General features: G+C 69.7%; 13 protein-coding genes and 1 tRNA gene. 3 read left to right on the plus strand and 11 right to left on the minus strand.

Annotated features, from left to right (window positions below; translation table 11 throughout):
• The first annotated feature begins 68 nt into the window (after positions 1–68).
• Entirely contained in the window at positions 69–743 is a 675-nt protein-coding gene (locus ACWEV0_RS02175) for an SIMPL domain-containing protein (protein WP_453145636.1), read from the plus strand.
• A gap of 146 nt (positions 744–889) precedes the next feature.
• Positions 890–2,320 carry a pyruvate kinase gene (pyk, locus tag ACWEV0_RS02180; RefSeq protein WP_453145637.1) on the plus strand — a complete coding sequence of 477 codons (1,431 nt, stop codon included), beginning with the start codon at positions 890–892 and terminating at the stop codon, positions 2,318–2,320.
• 6 nt (positions 2,321–2,326) lie between these two features.
• On the opposite strand, the gene ACWEV0_RS02185 is transcribed toward pyk, so the two are convergent.
• Both ACWEV0_RS02185 and ACWEV0_RS02190 read right to left on the minus strand, forming a co-directional pair.
• The gene (locus ACWEV0_RS02185; RefSeq protein WP_453145639.1) at positions 2,327–3,115 is read right to left on the minus strand and encodes a helix-turn-helix domain-containing protein; all 789 of its coding nucleotides are present in this window, start codon (positions 3,113–3,115) and stop codon (positions 2,327–2,329) included.
• A gap of 82 nt (positions 3,116–3,197) precedes the next feature.
• Positions 3,198–3,280: transfer RNA gene (locus tag ACWEV0_RS02190), tRNA-Leu, on the minus strand.
• Between the two features lie 103 nt (positions 3,281–3,383).
• Between ACWEV0_RS02190 and ACWEV0_RS02195 the strand changes: the two genes are divergently transcribed.
• Positions 3,384–4,046, plus strand: a complete 663-nt coding sequence (locus ACWEV0_RS02195; protein WP_453145641.1) for an ANTAR domain-containing response regulator — start codon at positions 3,384–3,386, stop codon at positions 4,044–4,046.
• 88 nt (positions 4,047–4,134) lie between these two features.
• Here ACWEV0_RS02195 and ACWEV0_RS02200 read toward each other — a convergent pair whose 3' ends face one another.
• The 9 genes from ACWEV0_RS02200 to ACWEV0_RS02240 all read right to left on the minus strand — a co-directional run bounded on the left by ACWEV0_RS02200 (position 4,135) and on the right by ACWEV0_RS02240 (position 14,949).
• On the minus strand, positions 4,135–4,851 hold the full coding sequence (locus ACWEV0_RS02200; protein ID WP_453145643.1) for an ABC transporter ATP-binding protein: 717 nt from the start codon (positions 4,849–4,851) through the stop codon (positions 4,135–4,137).
• A complete protein-coding gene (locus ACWEV0_RS02205; RefSeq protein WP_453145645.1) occupies positions 4,848–5,984 on the minus strand; it encodes an ABC transporter ATP-binding protein in 1,137 nt (378 codons plus the stop codon). Before ACWEV0_RS02205 ends, ACWEV0_RS02200 begins: the two co-directional genes overlap by 4 nt.
• A 5-nt stretch (positions 5,985–5,989) precedes the next feature.
• Positions 5,990–7,744 carry a branched-chain amino acid ABC transporter permease gene (locus ACWEV0_RS02210; protein WP_453145647.1) on the minus strand — a complete coding sequence of 585 codons (1,755 nt, stop codon included), beginning with the start codon at positions 7,742–7,744 and terminating at the stop codon, positions 5,990–5,992.
• Between the two features lie 5 nt (positions 7,745–7,749).
• A complete protein-coding gene (locus tag ACWEV0_RS02215) occupies positions 7,750–8,682 on the minus strand; it encodes a branched-chain amino acid ABC transporter permease (protein WP_453145649.1) in 933 nt (310 codons plus the stop codon).
• A gap of 121 nt (positions 8,683–8,803) precedes the next feature.
• On the minus strand, positions 8,804–10,039 hold the full coding sequence (locus ACWEV0_RS02220) for a branched-chain amino acid ABC transporter substrate-binding protein (RefSeq protein WP_453145651.1): 1,236 nt from the start codon (positions 10,037–10,039) through the stop codon (positions 8,804–8,806).
• A 448-nt stretch (positions 10,040–10,487) separates the two neighbouring features.
• Positions 10,488–10,988 (minus strand): hypothetical protein, encoded by a 501-nt coding sequence (locus ACWEV0_RS02225; protein WP_453145653.1) that lies wholly within the window; start codon positions 10,986–10,988, stop codon positions 10,488–10,490.
• The gene (locus ACWEV0_RS02230; RefSeq protein ID WP_453145655.1) at positions 10,985–11,869 is read right to left on the minus strand and encodes a trypsin-like serine protease; all 885 of its coding nucleotides are present in this window, start codon (positions 11,867–11,869) and stop codon (positions 10,985–10,987) included. The genes ACWEV0_RS02225 and ACWEV0_RS02230 overlap by 4 nt, the downstream gene beginning before the upstream one ends.
• A 194-nt stretch (positions 11,870–12,063) precedes the next feature.
• Positions 12,064–12,573, minus strand: a complete 510-nt coding sequence (locus ACWEV0_RS02235) for a PaaI family thioesterase (protein ID WP_453145657.1) — start codon at positions 12,571–12,573, stop codon at positions 12,064–12,066.
• A gap of 93 nt (positions 12,574–12,666) precedes the next feature.
• Positions 12,667–14,949 (minus strand): FdhF/YdeP family oxidoreductase, encoded by a 2,283-nt coding sequence (locus tag ACWEV0_RS02240; protein ID WP_453145659.1) that lies wholly within the window; start codon positions 14,947–14,949, stop codon positions 12,667–12,669.
• Between the last annotated feature and the right edge of the window lie 122 nt (positions 14,950–15,071).

Here is a 15,071-nt window from a genome sequence, read left to right on the forward strand (position 1 = left end):
GTAGATTCTGGCTCAGACCGCACTGTCGCAACAGTCCTTTCGGGTTACGGAGTGGGAAAGTGTTCGGTATGACACAGCCGCACCCCACCCCCGACGCACCCCAGGTGACCGTCCGCGGCGAGGGCCGCCTGGAGGTCGAGCCCGAGTTCGCCCGGATCGGCGTGGCGGTACGGGCCCGGGGCACCGACCGGGCCTCGGTGCTCGCCGCCCTGACGAGCCGTAACGCCGACGCGATCGCCCTGGTCAAGTCGTACGGGGACGCCGTCGCCAACCTGGAGACGGGCGCCCTCTCCGTCACCCCGGAACCGGCCCGGCACGGCCGCGGCGAACGCGTCCGCGGCTACCAGGGCTGGGTGCACCTCTCGGCCGAGCTGACCGACTTCACCGCGCTCGGCGAGCTGACCACCCGCCTCGCCGACCTGGAGTGGACCCGGGTCGACGGCCCCTGGTGGGCGCTGCGCCCGGACTCCCCGGCGCACGCCGAGGCGCGCCGGCAGGCGGTGAAGGAGGCGGTGCGCCGGGCCCGGGAGTACGCGGAGGCGCTCGGCTCCTCGCTCGTCGCCCTGCTCGAACTCTCCGACACCGGGCTCGCGCCCGGCATGCCGACGCCGGTCGCCGGAATGCGGATGGCGTTCGCGGCCGAGGCGGTGGACGCGCCGGCTCCACTGGACCTCGAACCGCAGCGGCAGACGGTCACGGCGGAGGTCGCGGCGCGCTTCGTGATGGCCCCGCCCGCACTCTGAGACGAACTGCTTTTCGGCCCGTAACCCGCTCATCGGAGCAATGGCCCGCACAAATTCAAGTCTTGTCAACAACCTTTCACGGAAAGGTTGTTGAGTAGTCATGCCGGGCCCCTTCGCTACCCGTCGGTAAGCCCTACTCTCGACTTATGCGCCGAGCGAAAATCGTTTGTACCCTTGGGCCCGCCACCGAAACATACGACCAGATCAAGGCGTTGATCGAGGCCGGAATGGACGTGGCCCGCTTCAACCTCAGCCACGGCGGCTACGCCGAGCACGAGGAGCGCTACCGGCACGTCCGCAAGGCCGCCGAGGAGACCGGCCGGAGCGTCGGCGTCCTGGCCGACCTTCAAGGCCCGAAGATCCGCCTCGGCCGCTTCCGTGAAGGTCCCGTACTGCTTGAACGCGGCGACGAGTTCACCATCACCGTCGAGCCGATGGAGGGCGACCGGCACTGCTGCGGCACCACCTACGGCGGCCTCGCCGCGGACGTCACCACCGGCGAGCGCATCCTCGTCGACGACGGCCGCGTCACCCTCGAGGTGACCGGCGTCGACGGCCCGCGCGTGCAGACCCTGGTCATCGAGGGCGGCCTGGTCTCCGACAACAAGGGCCTCAACCTGCCCGGAGTCGCCGTCTCCGTCCCCGCCCTGTCCGAGAAGGACGTCGAGGACCTGCGCTGGGCCCTGCGCACCGGCGTCGACGTCATCGCCCTCTCCTTCGTCCGCAGCGCCCGGGACGTCGACGACGTCCACCGGATCATGGACGAGGAGGGTCGCCGGGTCCCGGTCATCGCCAAGATCGAGAAGCCGCAGGCCGTCGAGAACATCGACGAGATCGTCGCCGCCTTCGACGGCATCATGGTCGCCCGCGGCGACCTCGGCGTCGAAATGCCCCTGGAGCAGGTGCCGATCGTGCAGAAGCGGGCCGTCAAGCTCGCCAAGCGGAACGCCAAGCCGGTCATCGTCGCCACCCAGATGCTCGACTCGATGATCGACAACTCCCGCCCCACCCGCGCCGAGGCCAGCGACGTCGCCAACGCCGTCATCGACGGCACCGACGCCGTGATGCTCTCCGGCGAGACCAGCGTCGGCAAGTACCCGATCGAGACCGTGCGCACCATGAGCCGCATCGTCGAAGCGGCGGAAGAGGACATCCTCGCCAAGGGCCTCCCCCCGCTGACCGACCGCAACAAGCCCCGCACCCAGGGCGGCGCGGTGGCCCGCGCGGCCGCCGAGATCGGCGACTTCCTCGGCGCCAAGTTCCTGGTCGCCTTCACCCAGTCCGGCGACACGGTCAAGCGGCTCTCCCGCTACCGCTCACCGATCCCGCTGCTCGCCTTCACCCCCGACCCGGCCACCCGCTCCCAGCTCAACCTCACCTGGGGCGTCGAGACCTTCCTCGGCCCGCACGTCGACTCGACCGACGCCATGGTCGCCCAGGTGGACGAGGAACTGCTGCGGATCGGCCGCTGCAAGAAGGGCGACATCGTGGTCATCACGGCCGGCTCCCCGCCGGGCGTCGCGGGCTCCACCAACCTGGTCCGGGTGCACCACATCGGGGACCCGGTGACGAACTGAGGGTTGTCAGTGCTTGGGGCCGACGTGGGCGTCCATGAGGGCGACGGAGGCTCTGCGGGCGACGGAGATGTTGTACGGCCTGCCCGCGCGCGTGCAGTGCGTCCACTCGACGCCGAGCTTGTCGAAGGTGTCGGTGCAGAGACGACGGATGTCGTCCGACACGTTGGTGAAGAAGTAGCGGACGTACTCGTACCGCTTCTTCTCGCCCTTGACGACGCGGCTCGTCCAGTTGGTGAGGCGGCACCCGTCGGAATGGATCAGCCCTCGCACGAACTCCCACGGGTGCGCGTCGACGATCCGCTGCTGCCAGGGTTCGAGCGCGATGCGCCGCTCGTGCTTCTTGCCGGGGCCGTGCTGGGGGAACATGCAGAGCCAGTGTCGGGTGTAGGACTTCACCTCGACGCAGCCGGTCTTCTGTCGCCTACCCGTGCGGGGCTGGGGCATCACCTTGCGCATGGCGTCCTCGGCCGCGTCGATCAGGCCGGTTTGGGTGGCGTCGCAGTAGATGGACAGGTGGTGCTGCTTGTGCCGGGAGACGATGTGGCCGTCACCGAGGTAGAGGCCCAGCAGGTATGCGTACGCGACTTCGTCGAACTCCGTCCCCTCGCATCGGGGGCATTGCGAACTCGCGACGTGTCGGCCCGGACGCTCGCCGCGCTTGGCCAGGTCCATGTGTTTCCAGTAGCTGATCGTGCCGCTCGGCACATTTAGCCTCCGGGCGACGTCGCAGTTCCGGGCGCCGCCTCGGAGGAGGGAGAGTGCGCGCTGTCGTACTTCAGTCTTATGGAAGTTCATACGCCCACATTGCGTGACCGACCGCACCCCGTGTGTAACAAAAAGTGGAGGTTCGCGAGAATGTGAACCTCCACTTCAGCTGTACCGGGTGCGGGACTCGAACCCGCAAGCCCTCACGGGCAGAGGTGTTTGAGACCTCCGTGTATACCGTTCCACCAACCCGGCCAGACAGCTGATCGGAGTGTACCCGGTGCGGAAGCGCTGTGGCAGCTAGGTACCCTTCATGTGCAGCACCGCCTTGCATCGAGGCCAGCAACGAGGAGCCCCCGTGACCGCCCCCGAGTCGCCCCAGCCCGCCGCCGACGAAGACGCCGCGTCCCACGTCCCGCCGCTGACGACCCGTGTCGTCATCGCCGAGGACGAGGCCCTCATCCGTCTCGACCTCAAAGAGATGCTGGAGGAGGAGGGCTACACGGTCGTCGGCGAGGCCGGCGACGGGCAGCGGGCCGTGGAGCTGGCCCGGGAGCACCGGCCCGACCTCGTCATCCTCGACGTGAAGATGCCGGTCCTCGACGGCATCTCGGCCGCCGAGCAGATCGCGGCGGACTCCATCGCCCCGGTCCTCATGCTCACCGCCTTCTCCCAGCGCGAGCTCGTCGAGCGCGCCCGGGACGCCGGCGCCATGGCGTACCTGGTCAAGCCGTTCAGCAAGAGCGACGTGGTGCCGGCCATCGAGATGGCCGTCTCCCGCTTCGCCGAGCTGCGCGCCCTGGAACAGGAGGTCGCCGACCTCAGCCAGCGCCTGGAGACCCGCAAGCTGGTCGACCGCGCCAAGTCGATCCTGCAGACGCAGTACGGGCTGACCGAGCCGGCCGCGTTCCGCTGGATCCAGAAGACGTCTATGGACCGCCGGCTGTCGATGCAGCAGGTCGCCGAGGCGGTCATCGAGGACGCCGAGGAGAAGAAGGCCGCGAAGGCCAAGGAGCAGTAGGCCGTCAGGTCGCTTCCGGTACGTAGGAGAAGGCCCGCCCCGCGCGATGCGGGGCGGGCCTTCTTCGTACCCGTACGGGTGGTGCGTCCTACTCCTCGCCGAGGTACGTCTTGCGCACGTCGTCGTTCACGAGCAGGTCCCGGCCGGTGCCGGACAGCTTGATCTTGCCGACCTCGAGCACATAGCCGTAGTCCGCGAGGGACAGGGCGGCCTGCGCGTTCTGCTCGATGAGCAGGATCGTCATGCCCTCGGCCTTCAGCGTGGCGATCGTCTCCATGATCTTCTGCATCATGATCGGGGAGAGACCCATCGACGGCTCGTCGAGCATCAGCAGCTTGGGCTGGGACATCAGCGCCCGGCCCATCGCCAGCATCTGCTGCTCACCGCCGGACAGCGTGCCCGCCGCCTGCTTGCGACGCTCGCCCAGGATCGGGAAGAGGTCGTAGGCCCGCTGCACGTCCCGCTCGATGCCGTCCTTGTCGCTGCGCAGGAAGGCGCCCAGCTGGAGGTTCTCGGCGATGGTGAGCCGGGGGAAGATGTGCCGGCCCTCGGGGGAGTGGGCGAGGCCCCGGGCGACCACCTTGTGGGCGGGGACGTCGTTGACGACCTCGCCGTCGAAGGTGATCTTGCCCGCGGTGGGCTTGATGAGCCCGGACAGGGTCCGCAGGGTGGTGGTCTTGCCGGCGCCGTTGGTGCCGATCAGGGCGACGACCTGGCCGGCCTCCACGGAGAAGGAGATGCCCTTGACGGCCTCGATCTTGCCGTAGGCGACCCTGAGGTCCTCGACTTCGAGGAGTGCGGTCACTTGGAGTCTCCTTCGGTGGTGCTGTCCGCGGTGCCGGCGGCGTCGGCGGCCGGGGCCGCGGCGGCGTCGTCCGCGTCGTCCGCGGGGGTGTCGTCCACGTCGGCCGGGGCGTCCGCGTCGTCCGCCGGGGTGTCGTCGGACGCGGCGGCCTCGGTGGTGGCCTCGGCCTCCTCGGCGTCCGCGGTCTCGGCCTCCTCGGTGGTGGCCTCGGCCTCCTCGGCGTCCGCCTCCTCGGCCTCCGCCTCCGCGGTCTCCGCGTGCTCGGCGGCCGCGTGGGCCTCCGCCGCCTCGACCTCGGCGACCTCGGCCGCGCCGGGCGCGTCCTCGTACGGCGTGCCCAGGTAGGCGGCCACGACGCGCTCGTCGCCCTGGACGACCTCGGCCGTGCCCTCGACGAGCTTCTCGCCCTGGACGAGGACGGCCACCCGGTCGCACAGCTTGAAGATGAACTTCATGTCGTGCTCGATGACCAGGACCGCGATGCCGCGGTCGCGGATCGCGAAGACGAGCTCCTCGGTGGTGCGCGTCTCGGCCTGGTTCATGCCGGCCGTCGGCTCGTCGAGCAGCAGCAGACCGGGGTCGCTGGCGAGCGCGCGGGCGATCTCCAGCTTGCGCTGCTCGCCGTACGGCAGGTTGCGCGCCAGGTGCTCCGCCTTGTTCGCGAGGCCGACGAACTCCAGGAGTTCCATGGCCCGTTCGCGGGAGGCGGCCTCCGCGCGCTTGAAGCCGGGGCCGCGCAGCAGCGCGGACCACAGGCCCTCCTTGGTCCGGGTGTGCCGTCCGACGAGGACGTTCTCCAGGACCGTCATGTTGGAGAAGAGGCGGATGTTCTGGAAGGTACGGGCGATGCCGGCCTGGGTGACCAGGTGCGGCTTCGGCGGGAGCACCGTGCCCTTGTAGGTGACCTGGCCCTCGGTGGGCACGTACAGACCGGTCAGGCAGTTGAAGAAGGTCGTCTTGCCGGCGCCGTTGGGGCCGATCAGACCGACGATCTCGCCCTCGCGGACGGTCAGGTCCACTCCGCGTACGGCGGTCAGGCCGCCGAAGCGCATGGTGACACCGCTGGCGTTGAGGACGGTGGCCGCCGTGGCGGTCTCGGTGCCGCCGGTCTCGGTGGTGGTGGTCGTCGTCATGCCGTTCACGCCCCTGCCTTCGCCGTACCGTCGGCCGCCGCCGCGTCCGCTTCCACGGACTGCCGCTGCTCCGGTACGTCGGGCTGTTCGTCGTTCTCGTGGAATTCCAGCCGCGCCCGCTTGTTGGCGATGAGGCCCTCGGGGCGGAAGCGCATCAGCAGGATCAGCGCGATGCCGAAGCCGAGCAGCTGGTAGTCCTGGAGGAACGACAGCTTGGCCGGGATCAGGAAGAGGAGCGCGGAGCCGACGATGGGACCGGTGATCGTGCCCATGCCGCCGAGGATGACGGCCGCGAGCAGGAACGCGGAGTTCGGCGGGACGGGGCCGGCGAACACGTAGTTCTCCGGGACCACGGTGGTGTTGACGTGCGCCTGCACCGTGCCGGCGAGGCCGGCCAGGGACGCGCCGAGGGCGAAGGCGACGAGCTTCACCCGGAAGCCGTTGATGCCCATGGCGGTGGCGGCGGTCTCGTCCTCGCGGATGGCGACCCAGGCCCGGCCGATGCGGCTGTTGCCCGCGCGGGAGAAGACGACCACGACCAGCGCCATGATGAGGATCATGAGCAGGTAGTAGTTGGCGTAGGCGCCGAGTTCGATGCCGAACACGGTGTGGGACTCGCCGAAGTTGTATCCGAAGAACTCCAGCTGCGGGATGTTCGGGATGCCGTTCGGGCCGTTGGTGATCTGCGGGCCCGAGGTGCCGTCCAGGTTGCCCATGGCGATGCGGAAGATCTCACCGAAGCCGAGGGTCACGATGGCGAGGTAGTCGCCGCGGAGCCGCAGGGTCGGTGCGCCGATGACGACACCGAAGACCAGCGAGGCGGCCATGCCGGTGAGGGCCGCGGCCCAGAAGGGGAACTGGACGCCGAAGGCGGAGGAGGTGGCTCCGGAGACCAGGGCCGCGGTGTAGGCGCCGACGCCGAGGAAGGCGACGTAACCGAGGTCGAGCAGGCCCGCGAGGCCGACGACGATGTTCAGGCCGAGGGCGACGGTCGCGAAGATCAGGATGTTGACCGCGATCAGCGTGTACGTGTCGCCGCTCTGCTGGAGGAACGGGAAGGCGATCGCCATGACGAGGCTGGCGGTGATCGTGACCTGGCGGTTGCGCGCGGTGATCTGCGAAAGGCGGGTGGTGAGCCCGGACTTGACCAGGGCCGTGGCGGAGAAGCCGACGAGGATCAGGTAGGCGACGAAGAGCTGCGGCTCGTTGTCGTCGGTGTCGATGCCGAAGGTGACCACGAGGAGGCCGACGGTGAAGACGGCGACGATGATCAGGATCTCGGCCCAGGACGGCAGCTGCTTGGCGGGGGCCGCCTTGCGGGTGTCGTCGGCCAGCTTGAAGGCGGCGATCGCCGGAACGGCGGCGGCCACGACGGCGACGACGGCACCGGGCTCCAGGTCCACCAGGTGGCCCAGCTCCACGATGATCGCGATCGCCGTGAAGAGGGTGGTGGCGAAGGTGCCGAGGGCGAGGATCCACAGCGGCTTGCGGGCGCCCGTCGGGGTCAGCCAGCCGAGGCCCTTGATGCCCAGCGCGGAGAGCGCGTACAGGCCGGTGAGCACGGCTCCGACGAGCGTGAGCAGCTGGAGCGGGGCGGGGTTGCCGTAGATCGTGAGGTCGCCGGGGAACTCGGCGGTCCACGTCCAGGCGAGGAAGGCGGAGGCGACGGTCGCGACGGAGCCGGCGACGGCCGTCCAGAGCAGTCCGGTGGCCTTGGCCGGAGCCTCGGCCGCGGGAGCGGTGATGTTCTCGGTCGTCATGCTGCTCACGCCCTGTCCGCGACACGCTCGCCGAGCAGACCCTGGGGCCGCACGAGGAGGACGACGATGAGGAGGACGAAGGCCCACACGTTGGACCAGGCGCCGCCACCGAGCTGGTGCATGCCGGGTATGTCCTCGATGTAGGCGATCGAGAGGGACTCGGCTATGCCGAGGACCACGCCGCCGACCATGGCGCCGTAGATGTTGCCGATGCCGCCGAGGACGGCCGCGGTGAAGGCCTTGAGGCCGAGGATGAAGCCCATCTCGAAGTTGATCTGGCCCTTGTCGAGGCCGTAGGCGACGGCGGCGACGGCGGCGAACGCGGCACCGATGGCGAAGGCCATGACGATGATGCGGTCGGTGTTGATGCCCATCAGCTTCGCGGTGTCCGGGTCCTGCGCGGTGGCCTGCATGGCGCGGCCGCTGCGGCTCTTGGAGACGAAGAGGCCGAGGGCGAGCATGCACAGCGGGGCGAGGACCAGGACGAAGAGGTCGGCGCGCTGGATGGAGAGGTTCTTGGTGATCTCGAAGGCCTCGCCCTGGAACTCGGGGAAGGAGACGGCCTTCTTGGCGTCCGGGTAGAACTGCCACACCAGCTGCTGCAGCGCGATGGACAGACCGATCGCGGTGATCAGCGGGGCGAGCCGGGGCGCGTTGCGCAGCGGCCGGTAGGCGAACCGCTCGGCGGCGGTGGCGACGGCCACGGAGGCGATGGCGCCACCGACGATCATGAGCGGGATCGCCACCAGCAGGGACGTTCCGCTCGGCAGAACGGAGTAGGTGGTGAGGGCGCCGAAGCCCCCGATCATGAAGATCTCGCCGTGGGCGAAGTTGATGAGCTGGACGATGCCGTAGACCATGGTGTACCCGATGGCGATGAGGCCATAAAGGGCACCGAGGGCCAGACCGTTGGCCAGCTGTTGCGGCAGTTCGTTCACCGCGGGCCTCCGATGAGCTTGTCGGATATGACACCGCGCGAGGGCGCTGTTTGCGCCCTCGCGCGGGCTGGTTCAGGTGTTGCGGTCGTGCGGGGCTCCCGGCCCGGGGCCGGGACGGTGCTTACTGGTTGAAGGTGTCGCTCTTGACGTCGACCCACTTGCCGCCCTCGACCTTGTAGACCGTGAGCTGCTTGTTGGTGGTGTCGCCGTACTCGTCGAAGGAGACCTTGCCGGTCACGCCGTCGAAGGAGACCTTGCCCAGGGCCTCGGTGACCTTGGCGCGGGCGTCGGACGGGAGCTTGCCGCCGTTGGCGGCGACGACGGCCTTGACGGCCTGGATGATGGCCCAGCCGGCGTCGTAGGAGTAGCCGCCGTAGGCCGCGTACGGATCCTTGAAGCCGGCCGCGTTGTAGTCCTCGATGAACTTCTTGGCGGTCGGGAGCTTCTCGACCGGGTAGCCGATCGAGGTGGCCAGGTCACCGTCGTTGGCCTCGCCCGAGGCGCTGATGAAGGCCGGGTCGTAGATGCCGTCGCCACCCATGGTGGGGATCTTGGCGCCGGTCTTCTTGATCTGGTCGGAGAGGAGGCCGCCCTCGGGGTACTGGCCGCCGAAGTAGACGGAGTCGGCGCCGGAGGCCTTGACCTTGTCGGCGGTGGAGGAGAAGTCGGTCTCCTTCACGGTGACGTGGTCGGTGCCGACGACCTGGCCGCCGAGGCGCTTGAACTCGTCGGAGAAGATCGTGGCGAGGCCGGCGCCGTAGGTCTGCTTGTCGTCGACGACGAAGACCTTCTTCTTGCCCGCGTCCTTGAAGAGGTACTGGGCGGCGAACTTGCCCTGGACCACGTCGGTGGCGGCGGTGCGGAAGTAGGTCTTGAAGGGACGCTTGAAGTCGCCCTTGCCCCAGTTGTCGCCCTGGGAGAGCGACGGGTTGGTGTTGGCGGGGGAGACCTGCGCCAGGTTGGCGGCGGCGAAGACGCCCTGCATCTGCTGGGAGACGCCGGAGTTCAGCGGGCCGACGACACCGACGACGTCCTTGTTGCCGACCAGCTTGGTGGCGTTGGCCTGGCCGGAGGCCGGGACCGCCTGGTCGTCGAGGCCCTCGATCTTGAAGGTGACGCCCGGGACTTCCTTGTTCTTGTTGGCGGTCTGGACCGCCAGGTCCACGGAGTTCTTGATGCCCTGGCCCAGAGCGGAGAGCGAACCGGTGAGCGGGGCGTCCACACCGATCACGACGGTGGTCGTGCCGCCGGCGTTGTCGCCGCCGCCCTTGCCCTCGTCGCGCGAACCGCAGGCGGTGAGGGTGAGCGCTCCCGTGGTGAGCACGCTGGTGAGGATGAGCAAAGAACGGTGTCGCACGAAAAATCCTTTCCCTGGCGCGGCCCCCTCAGCTGAGGCGGTGCCGTAAAGCTGTGAAGCGAGAGGTGCCGTTTTCGATGCCGGGCCGTACTGGGTCGAGCAGGGCCGTGCAGTGGAAGCGCCCGGCGGCGCGGTGACTGGCCGTGACTCTAGGCGCAGGTGGGGAAGGACTGGGAGCGCGGACGTCAGGATGTGACTGTCTTGTTATGCCGACGGGCAGAGACGGTGTGCAGGCCAGGGGCAAACTCGGGCATAACGGTCGGTAGTGCGGTGTTCACATGCTGAGAACGCGCAGTTCCGCTAAGGGGCTTGAGTGGATCACGGTCCTGACCGAGCCCCTGTGAGGGTGTCCGGTTATCGGACAGCGCCTCGTGCGCCAGCGGACGAAGGGTTGACCGGAACGTTCCGTTCCGTAATTTGTCCCACCACGTGAAAATGTCACGCTGAGTTACGTCGGTGATGGCCGGGAACCGACGCTCGGTTGCCCGGTCGGATGCGTGGAGGTGCCCCCGGACGGAGTCCGGGGGAGGGTCTTCTGCTCGCCCGGCGGGCGCCAGTTCTCCGAGCTGCCCGTCGCCCCCTTCGCCTCCTCGCAGCGCCGCCGCGTCTCCCGGTCCGTGTACGCGAAGGCCGCCTCGCGACCGGCCCGCGCCTCCTCCGCCCGCGCCGCGACCAGGACCGCGTCATGGATCTCGTACTGCTCGTTCGACATCCCCTTCTGCTCCCAGTCGAGCCCGGCCCACTTGCTGCCCTTGAGCGCTTCCTTCACCCAGTACGACACCAGGTTGGTGCACACGTCGGCGGGCGAACTGGTCTGCGGTTCGGCGGAACTCGCCTGTGTGTCAGGGGAGTTGGGCGCCGGCTCGCAGCCGGCGGACAAGGTCAGCGCACAGCCGGTCAGGGCCGCGACGAGCGCGGCCCTGGCCGGGGCGATCGGCCTGCGGGTCACGGGAGCCGGACGTACGGCTTGAGGAAGTCGCGGGCGCCCGGAGTGTCCAGGCGATAAACCACGTTGGTGGCGTAGCAGGGCGTGTCACCGGTGATCGTGGTGGCCACCAGGGTGCGCCGGCCGTCGAGCGTCGCGAAGTTCGGACCGCCCGAATCCCCGTAGCAGGCACCGCCGTTGCCCTGCGGCGCCGTCATCCCGAGGCGGATCCAGGCGTTGTTCAGGGCGTCGAACGTCACCGGCGCCTTCATCCGCACGCCACCGCCGGGGTGGGTCTGGCCGCCGGGGCCGCGCAGCGCCTCCTCGGTGCCGTAACCGGCCGCGAAGAAGTCGGTGCCGTTCAGCCCCTGCGGTCCCAGCGCGTCGAGCGCGCCCGCCGCCGGCAGGCTCGCGGGAGTGAAGCTCCAGCGCTCCTTGACCTTCGCCGCAGGCAGCTCGATCACCGAGATGTCGTGCGGATCGGACGCCGGGCCCGGGTACGCGGGGTGACTGTGCGCGGTCCCCTCGACGGCGACGGCCCGCGCCACGGCGGCCGGGTCGCCCGGGTGCTCGGCGGCGGCCCGGTCCAGGCCGGACTGCACGTCCTGGTCGAGGGAGACGTAGAAACGCACGTTCTCCGGCCAGTCGGTCGTGCAGTGCGAGGCGGTCAGGAAGGTGTCCTCGTCGATCATGGTGCCGGAGCAGACCCAGTCCACCCGGTCCGGGGTGCTCGGGTCGCCGTCGTTGTCCCAGGTCGCCACCAGGGCGCCCACCTCGGTGCGCTCGGGCGCCGGGGTGGCGTTGTACGAGTTGATCGCCGCGGACGGGATCGCGGTGGCGAGCGCGGCGGCGCAGACGGCGGCGGTCACGGCGGTCGCCACGGTGGTGGTGCGGATCGCGGTCAAGGAAATCCCCTCGGTGTGTGAGTGGACCGCCAGTGAAGCCGCTGTCCTCCGGCCCGGACAAGAGCCCGTGGGGAAAAGGGAGTTCAAGAACGCCGCGGCCCCGGACGGGTCTTCCGTCCGGGGCCGCGGCTCAGCTCGTCGCACGCGTCGTGGCGTACGGGTCGGGCGTACGGGTCAGGCGTGGGCCGTACGGGTCAGGCGCCGGCGCCGTCGAGGCGGCCGGACTCCGGGAGGTCGTTCGCGTCCTTCGTGCCGACCTCCTTGAGCATGCAGGTCAGCCGCGCCGAGCAGACCCGCTTGCCCTGCTCGTCGGTGATCACGATGTCGTACGTGGCGGTGGACCGGCCCCGGTGCACCGGCGTCGCCACGCCCGTCACCAGACCGCTGCGCACCCCGCGGTGGTGCGTGCAGTTCAGGTCCACGCCCACGGCGATCTTGGTGACGCCGGCGTGCAGCATCGAGCCGACCGATCCCAGCGTCTCGGCGAGCACCGCCGAGGCGCCGCCGTGCAGCAGCCCGTACGGCTGGGTGTTGCCCTCCACCGGCATCGTCCCGACCACGCGGTCCGCCGACGCCTCCAGGATCTGCAGACCCATCCGGTTGCCCAGGTGTCCGGCCGAGAAGAGCGCCGGCAGGTCCACGCCGAGCGACGCGTACTCGTCGATGACCTCCTGCGGGAACTTCACGTGCTGCTGCTCACCCATGGTCCGGCTCCGTTCGTCCGTTCGTCTTCGTACGGCTGGTCTTCCGGCACTCTTCCGAGTTCCGTCGCTCTTCCGAGCTGCCTGAGCAAACGCTTAGGCGGTAGCGGATTCTTCCAGACGCACGATCACGGACTTGCTGGCGGGGGTGTTGCTGATGTCGGCGGTCGACTCCAGCGGAACCAGCACGTTCGTCTCCGGGTAGTACGCCGCCGCGCAGCCCCGGGCCGTCGGGTAGTGCACCACCCGGAAGCCGGGCGCCCGGCGCTCGCTGCCGTCGGTCCACTCGCTCACCAGATCCGCGTACGAGCCGTCCGCGAAGCCCAGCGCCGCCGCGTCCTCGGGATGGATCATGACCACCCGGCGGCCGCCCGTGATGCCCCGGTAGCGGTCGTCCAGACCGTAGATCGTGGTGTTGTACTGGTCGTGCGAGCGCAGCGTCTGCAGCAGCAGCCGGCCCTCCGGGACCTTCGGGTACTCGACCGGGGCCGCCGTGAAGTTCGCCTTGCCGGTGGCCGTCGGGAAGCGGCGCTCGTCGCGCGGGGCGTGCGGCAGCGCGAAGCCGCCCGGGTTCGCCTTCAGGCGCGCGTTGAAGTCCTCGAAGCCGGGGATCACGTGTGCGATGCGGTCGCGGATCAGCGCGTAGTCCGCCTCGAACGCCTCCCATGGCGTCGCCGAGTCCGTGCCGAGCACCGCCCGCGCCATCCGCGCCACGATCGCCGGCTCGGACAGCAGCTGCGGGCCCGCCGGCGGCAGGTTGCCGCGCGAGGCGTGCACCAGGCCCATCGAGTCCTCGACCGTCACGACCTGCCTGCCCGACTTCTGCACGTCCCTGTCCGTGCGGCCCAGCGTCGGCAGGATCAGCGCGCGCGTGCCCGTGACCGCGTGCGAGCGGTTCAGCTTCGTCGACACGTGCACCGTCAGGCGCGCGTTGCGCATCGCCGCCTCGGTGACCTCCGTGTCCGGCGTCGCGCCGACGAAATTGCCGCCCATCGCGAAGAACACCTTCGCCTCGCCGTCCCGCAGCGCCTCGATCGAGCGCACCACGTCGAAGCCGTGGTGGCGCGGCGAGACGATCCCGAACTCCTTGTCCAGGGCGTCCAGGAAGGCAGCCGACGGCCGCTCGAAGATCCCCATCGTGCGGTCGCCCTGCACGTTGGAGTGACCGCGCACCGGGCACACCCCGGCGCCCGGCCGGCCGATGTTGCCGCGCAGCAGCAGGAAGTTGACCACCTCGCGGATGGTCGGCACCGAGTGCTTGTGCTGGGTCAGGCCCATCGCCCAGCAGACGATCGTCCGCTCCGAGGCGAGCACCATCTCCAGGGCCCGCTCGATCTCCGCCCGGGAGAGACCGGTCGCGGCGAGCGTCTCGTCCCAGTCGGCCTCCTTCGCGGCCGCCGCGAACTCCTCGTAACCATGCGTGTGCGCGGCGACGAACTCCTCGTCCACGGCGCCCGGGGTCTCCAGGACCAGCTTGTTGAGCAGCCGGAACAGCGCCTGGTCGCCGCCGATGCGGATCTGCAGGAAGAGGTCGGTGAGCGCGGCGCCCCTCAGCATGCCCTGCGGCGTCTGCGGGTTCTTGAACCGCTCCAGACCCGCCTCCGGCAGCGGGTTCACCGAGATGATCCTCGCGCCCGCGGCCTTCGCCTTCTCCAGGGCCGAGAGCATCCGCGGATGGTTCGTCCCCGGATTCTGTCCGGCGACGACGATCAGGTCCGCCCGGTGCAGGTCCTCCAGGGAGACGCTGCCCTTGCCGATGCCGATCGTCTCGCTCAGCGCCGAGCCAGAGGACTCGTGGCACATGTTGGAGCAGTCCGGCAGGTTGTTCGTACCGAACTCGCGGGCGAAGAGCTGCAGCAGGAACGCGGCCTCGTTGCTGGTCCGGCCCGAGGTGTAGAACAGCGCCTCGTCGGGGGAGCCGAGCGCGGTCAGCTCCTCCGCGATGATCGCGAACGCCCGCTCCCACGACACCGGCTCGTACGCGGTCGCGCCCTCCGGCAGATACATCGGCTCGGTGATCCGGCCCTGCTGCCCCAGCCAGTAGCCACTGCGGGTCGCCAGGTCCGCCACCGGGTGCGCGGCGAAGAACTCCGGCGTCACCCGGCGCAGCGTCGCCTCCTCGGCGACGGCCTTCGCCCCGTTCTCGCAGAACTCGGCCACATGCCGCTTGTCCTCCTCGGGCCAGGCACAGCCGGGACAGTCGAAACCGTCCTTCTGGTTGACCTTGAGCAGGGTCTGCGCCGTGCGGCGCACGCCCATCTGCGCCTGGGCGATCCTCAGTGTGTGCGCGACGGCGGGCAGGCCGGCGGCGGCGTGCTGCGGCGCCCCGACCCGCGGTGCGTCCTGGACCGGGTCGCCGACGGGCGGCTTGCTGACCATCACGCTCTCCCTTGAGCGGAACCTGTGTCGTACGACTCCGATCCTGTCACGCGCCACCGACAACGGACCACGCACGGTCGGCCACGCCCGGGTCCGTCGGCGTTCGTCGGCGGCTGGGCGGC

Source organism: Streptomyces sp. NPDC003943 (assembly GCF_053605265.1).